4 protein-coding genes are annotated in these 6,004 nt (G+C 37.3%); 3 read left to right on the forward strand and 1 reads right to left on the reverse strand.

Translation table 11 applies throughout. From position 1 onward, the window contains the following. The first annotated feature begins 350 nt into the window (after positions 1-350). Positions 351-2,237, forward strand: coding sequence for an endonuclease MutS2 (locus I585_RS00895; protein ID WP_010739146.1), 1,887 nt, complete (start codon positions 351-353; stop codon positions 2,235-2,237). Between the two features lie 39 nt (positions 2,238-2,276). On the opposite strand, the gene I585_RS00900 is transcribed toward I585_RS00895, so the two are convergent. Then, positions 2,277-4,376: an LTA synthase family protein gene (locus I585_RS00900; RefSeq protein ID WP_010739147.1), complete on the reverse strand. Its 2,100-nt coding sequence runs from the start codon at positions 4,374-4,376 to the stop codon at positions 2,277-2,279. A gap of 248 nt (positions 4,377-4,624) precedes the next feature. Between I585_RS00900 and I585_RS00905 the strand changes: the two genes are divergently transcribed. Continuing rightward, positions 4,625-5,014 carry a tautomerase family protein gene (locus I585_RS00905; RefSeq protein WP_010739148.1) on the forward strand — a complete coding sequence of 130 codons (390 nt, stop codon included), beginning with the start codon at positions 4,625-4,627 and terminating at the stop codon, positions 5,012-5,014. Positions 5,015-5,031: 17 nt separating this feature from the next. Continuing rightward, the gene (locus I585_RS00910) at positions 5,032-5,820 is read left to right on the forward strand and encodes an ankyrin repeat domain-containing protein (protein WP_010739149.1); all 789 of its coding nucleotides are present in this window, start codon (positions 5,032-5,034) and stop codon (positions 5,818-5,820) included. The last annotated feature ends 184 nt before the right edge of the window (positions 5,821-6,004 follow it).

Here is a 6,004-nt window from a genome sequence, read left to right on the forward strand (position 1 = left end):
TTAGACTATTACTAAGGAAACTTAACGAAAATTATGAGGTGTCTTGGTGAGTGTAGTTATTTAATTTGGAGTAACTTGATAGCGAAAAAAGACTGTTTATACAGGGTTATTTCGCATGCCAAATTAGATGCCTATCTAAGCTAATGAATGATTATTCAAGCTGTGAAGAGGAATCTTCACAGCTTTTTTGTGTGCTTCACTATGTGCTTTAGCACATTTAGTGGAATCGTATACGTATAAGAATCATTTAACCTTTATTAATGAGTTGGCTGTCAGAATGACTACGACTGATTTTTTGTTAAGCTTCCCCGGCCTCGATAGGTATCTTTTCAACTTGAAAGGAAGAGACCATGAATAACGAAACATTTACAAAAACACAATTTAACGAAATCAAACAACAACTAAGCAGCTACGCAATTAGCAGTTTTGGTAAGAAACTTATCGCAAATACTGAACCGCATTCAAAACTTTCAGTAGTAGAAAAACGTTTGAATGAAACGACTGAAGCGAAACAATTACTTGATAGTAACCTTCATGTGCCATTCATGGGCCTACAAAGTATTGAACACGTGACTAATCAGCTTGAAAAAGGGTTTGTTTTAACACCGCAAGAATTGATGGAGTACGCAGACTTTCTTCGTAGTTTACGTTTAATCAAACAATTCTTTGAGAAGAATCAAAGTATCGCCCCTCTATTAAATCGTTATGGACAAGGCTTGAGCGATTTCAATGAGATTGAGACAGAAATCTATCAAGTTATTCGTAATGGAAGGATCATTGACGATGCTAGCCGCGAATTACGCCGAACTCGACGAGACATCGCAGAAACGCAAGATAAAATTCAAGAATTGTTGAAGAAGTTTATTCGACAAAATAAAGAGAAAATGCAAGAAGCGATTATCACAAAACGGAATGATATTTTTACCGTGCCTATTAAAGCAGCATACAAAAAACAAGTCAAAGGAACGATCGTTGAACTTTCCAGTAAGGGGACTACAGCGTATATTGAACCAAGCAATGTTAGTCGTTGGAATGAACAGTTGACTTATCATAAGATGATGGAAGAATCCGAGGTTTATCAAATACTAGCAACACTAACTGGGTTGTTAGCCGAGGCTTTGCCATTGATCCAACAGAATATTGAAATCATTGCTGAATTTGATCATATTTTTGCTCGTGGAAAATTTAGCCGCGAATTAAAAGGGACTACGCCGGAAATAAATGACGCGGGGTACATTCGCTTAATCGGAGCGACGCATCCTTTGATTACCAACGCAGTGCCGCTTGATTTGACGATTGGTGAAGAGTATCGCGGTCTGACGATCACTGGTCCTAATGCCGGTGGTAAGACGGTTGTATTGAAGACTGTAGCCTTAATGACTTTAATGACCATGATTGGATTGCAGATCCCAGCTAAAGAAGGAACAGAGATCGCAATTTTTGAACAAATTTTTGTTGATATCGGCGACGCACAGAGTATTGAGAATGCGCTAAGTACTTTTTCGGGTCATATGCAAAATATTTCTGGGATTCTCCGTCAGACGCGAAAAAATAGTTTGATCTTATTGGATGAGTTGGGAAGCGGAACTGAACCCAATGAAGGCGCAGCTTTAGCGATTGCTATCATGGAAGAGTTTTATCAAAAGGGAAGTATCTTGATTACAACAACTCACTATGGCGAAATTAAACGATTTGCTGAGCAACATCCAGATTTTATCACGGCGGCTATGGATTTCGACGCCGAGCATCTAACACCTAAATATCGTTTGCTGATTGGGCAAACTGGTGAAAGTAATGCCTTGTGGATCGCGAAAAAAATGGCAGTTTCCGATCAGATCATTGCAAAAGCGCAGAATTATTTCACAGATCGCAACTATAATCTTGAAAAGAAAAACTTTAAAACTAAAATGAAAAAAACAGCCTCAGCGACTGTTGAGATGACGTATTATAAAGGTGACAAGGTCTTTCTATTGGAACAGCAAAAGACTGCACTCATCTATCAAGAAATTCCATTTACCGATAATGTAACTGTTTATCTAGAGGACGAGTTTATTGAAGTGCCCAAACGTCGAATCACCCTTGAGTTTCGGGCGACAGAACTTTACCCGGCCGACTATGAGTTAGAACATTTATTTGAAGATTTCCATACGCGAAAAGAACGGCGAGATATTGATCGCGGATCTAAAAAAGCGCAGCGGAAGCTTAGAAAAGAAGCCATGCAAAGAAAACAATCATAAAACAAAAAAATCCTCCAATTCAAAACTGGAGGATTTTTTTTATTCATATTGCTGATAAGTTTTGGTTTTATATAAGCCAACCGTTGATTTCTGATTGTTTTCGCTATAAAGGCTAGAAGACTGCGCGCCTTTCTGACGTTCTATCTCTTCTAAACGTGCCTTTTGATCACGATAATCAAAAGAATCAGGTCTAATCGCGTCTAATCCGCTATCTTGATAATATCTCAACAGATCGCCGTTATTGATTTTATCAGAAGTGATCAGTTGTTGATCTACTCCTTGATTTAATTCAACAAAGAACTTTTCTTGTTCCGGTGTTGGTTCGGAAATTACTTGCGCAGTTTGATTATCATACATTTTTCCGCCATAGAAGGTGTATTGCGGTGTGACAAAATCACCATCTCTAAAAGCGACAACTTGTTTATGATCTGGCGAAAATAAATCCTGTCCCAACTGCAAATATTTCTTCGAATCGATCCCTAATAAATGGAGCAGAGTAGGGAGGGCATCAACTTGTCCGCCGTATGTGTGATTGACAGTACCATTCGTTGCACCAGGAACATGAATCATGAAGGGCACTCGCTGCAATTGGGCATTGTCATAATCTGTCCAGCTATCGGAATCTTTTCCTAATAAAGGCGCCAGTTCTTTGTTTCGTGTATTGGAGATTCCATAATGATCACCATACAATACGAAGACTGAATTATCATAAAGCCCGCTAGCCTTCATATAATCAAAGAATTCTTTTAACGCAGTGTCTAAATAGTTCGCAGTAGCAAAATAGCCATTGATTGTTTCATCTTTTGTGTTAGCCAATGGGAACCCATCTTCTTCATTTTTAAAGCGAGAATAAGGATAATGATTCGACACTGTAATAAATTTCGCATAGAAAGGTTGTTGTAAATGCTCCAAGTATTGAACAGATTGATTCAAGAAAGGCTTGTCATGCATTCCGTATTGGAACGAATTATCATCATTGATATCGTAATAAGATGAATCAAAGAAATATTCAAAACCTAGGTGTTTATACGTTTTATCACGATTCCAAAATGAGGCCGAATGTCCATGGAAAACGGCAGACGTGTAGCCAGCTTTTTGTTTTAGGATGTTCGGTGCCGCTTCAAAGGTATTTTTATCACCCATTTGAGTAAATAGCGCCCCTTGGTTTAACCCGAACAACGAGTTTTCCATCAACGTCTCAGCATCTGATGTTTTTCCAGCTTTGACTTGGTGAAAGAAATTATCGAAGCTATAGGTACTTTCACCATGATACAAACTATTTAGAAACGGTGTTACAGTATGCTTCACACCATTTTCATCAGGTAATTGGTAATCAATCAAAAATTGCTGGAAACTTTCTAAATGAATGTAGACAACGTTTTTACCTTTAGCGGCACCATACATTGAATCATTTGGTTTCGCGTAATGATCCTTAACATAACTTTCAACTTCCTTGAGGTCGGTTGGACTAGCTTCAGCGCGAATTTGGTTATTCTGATACGTCTGATAGCTATCATAAAGCGTAAACGCATTGACGCCCAGATATTTCACTAAATATTCGCGGGAAAATTGTCTGCTCAGTAAACCAGAACGATCAATCTCAGCCAGGAAAATATTTCCGCTGCCGATTAACAGAGATAGGGCAGCCAAGGCCGCAGCTTGTCGAAAACGCGGATACTTCTGATCAACAGGAATTTTCTTTCTGATTAATAAAACAGGAAGTACGAATAAGTCTAAGACATAAAAAATATCATACCAGCGAAACAATCGTACAGCACTTTCGCCTAAACCTGTTGAAACCTGACCAGCACCAAGCATAGTGTTGATCGTAATAAAATCTGTAAACTCACGATAATAAACGGCATTAGAAAATAGCCAAATCGTCAGCAAACCATAAATAACAAATAACGTCGTATACGCGACTTTTGAACGTTTAATAAACAATCCAACACTAAGCAGCAGCATCGAGACGCTCAGCGGATTAATCAACAAAATAAATAATTGCATAGGACTTTGGATACCCAAATGAAAATCAACCACATAGGCGAACATATTCTTCAGCCAAAGCAGAACAATCAGCAAACCGAAGAAGCCAATTCTTGTTTTAATAAAATTACTATATTTTTTTAAACGAGACATTTTCATGCTCCTTATAATTTTTTTCCATATTCTTGAATAGTTTATCGGTTTTTTATGCGAAGGTCAAACCAATCCAAGTTAAAATTGCTGATGCACCAGTGTTTTGATAAGTTTGTTAGCAGAATATAAATAATTCTTAATAAACGTGGGTAGTGATCTAAAATGATTCTCATTAAAAGGGAAATCCTAAAAACTGCTGAAATATTTTATGGATGCTATAATGAGCAAAACAAAACGGAGGTTGAATTATGCCATTAATGAAAATCGATATGATAAAAGGTCGAACCGAAAAAGAAATCAAACAAATATTGGATATCTCTTATCAAGTTATGCTAAACGCCTTTCATGCACCCGAGGGAGATCGTTATCAAATAGTCAATCAGCATGAAGACTATGAAATGCAAATCCTTGATACTGGACTAGACTTTAAAAGAACCGGTCAGGTGATCGTGTTCAGCCTGGTGACGCGACCTCGAACCACCGAAGAAAAACAAACATTCTATTCTCAATTAGTGAAAGAACTAAATGAGCAACTTGGAATCAGAACAGAAGACGTGATGATCAATCTGACGGTCAATTCAGATGAAGACTGGAGCTTTGGTTTTGGCAGAGCACAGTTTTTAACCGGAGAATTGTAAGTAATAGGAGGATGTTTATGAAAAGAATGATGATTGGATTGGTGTTTTTGTTTGTTTTAGGAGGTTGTCAGGTAAATTCAACGGATAGCAAAACAACCGACACATCGACATCTTCTATAAAAAAGATCTCGTCAAAACCTTCAGAAAAAAAGAGTTCAAAAGAAGCAACTTCTAGTACAGAACAATTAAAGGAGGATAAGACGGTGAATTATACTCCAGGAAGTTTGATTGAAGCCGTTTCATCGAATGATTCAGCAAAAGTATCAGAAATATTAAAAACAAGCACCCATTCGATTGATGAAACAAATGAGAAAGGCGAAACACCATTACTAATCGCTGTTCATAATAATCAAGTTGAACTAACCAGAAAACTGATTGATGCTGGTGCAAATGTAAACAAACAGGACGCAATTAAAGATAGCCCATATCTATATGCTGGAGCAGAAGGCAGAACAGAAATTTTAGCGTATATAATGTCTCATAGTAAGCCAGATCAATCAATTACGAACCGATTTGGCGGAAATGCATTGATTCCGGCCGCTGAAAAAGGCCATCTTGATAACGTAAAGCTTTTATTAACTGACGAACAGGTAAATATCAATCATCAAAATAATTACGGATACACAGCATTAATCGAAGCCGTTGCGTTAAGAGATGGATCACAAGTTTATCAAGATATTGTCGCTGAGCTGCTAAAACATGGCGCTGATCCAAATCTAGCAGATAAATACGGTAAAACAGCAAAAGATTATGCTAATGAACTAGGATACGGAAACATTTCAAGGCTGCTGGAAGAACAATCTTAATGTTATTTGTATGAAAAGAGATAGTTAAAAAGACGGTTAATTACTGTCTTTTTTAATTTTTTATTTTAGTTTACATAATATACATTAAACAAAGCTAAATAGTAGGGCGAATGTTAAGATTAAGTGCAACTATTCACTGTTATTAGATAAACATCGTTCGTCTTTCGCTTAGCTTTATAATTAT

The organism is Enterococcus malodoratus ATCC 43197 (genome assembly GCF_000407185.1).
GTDB lineage: Bacteria > Bacillota > Bacilli > Lactobacillales > Enterococcaceae > Enterococcus_A > Enterococcus_A malodoratus.

What these genes read in the sequence shown, in the direction of transcription:
- I585_RS00905 (WP_010739148.1), top strand. Translation starts at nt 4,625, where the DNA reads ATGCCATTAATGAAAATCGATATGATAAAAGGTCGAACCGAAAAAGAA.
- I585_RS00910 (WP_010739149.1), top strand. Translation starts at nt 5,032, where the DNA reads ATGAAAAGAATGATGATTGGATTGGTGTTTTTGTTTGTTTTAGGAGGT.
- I585_RS00895 (WP_010739146.1), top strand. Translation starts at nt 351, where the DNA reads ATGAATAACGAAACATTTACAAAAACACAATTTAACGAAATCAAACAA.
- I585_RS00900 (WP_010739147.1), bottom strand. Translation starts at nt 4,376, where the DNA reads ATGTCTCGTTTAAAAAAATATAGTAATTTTATTAAAACAAGAATTGGC.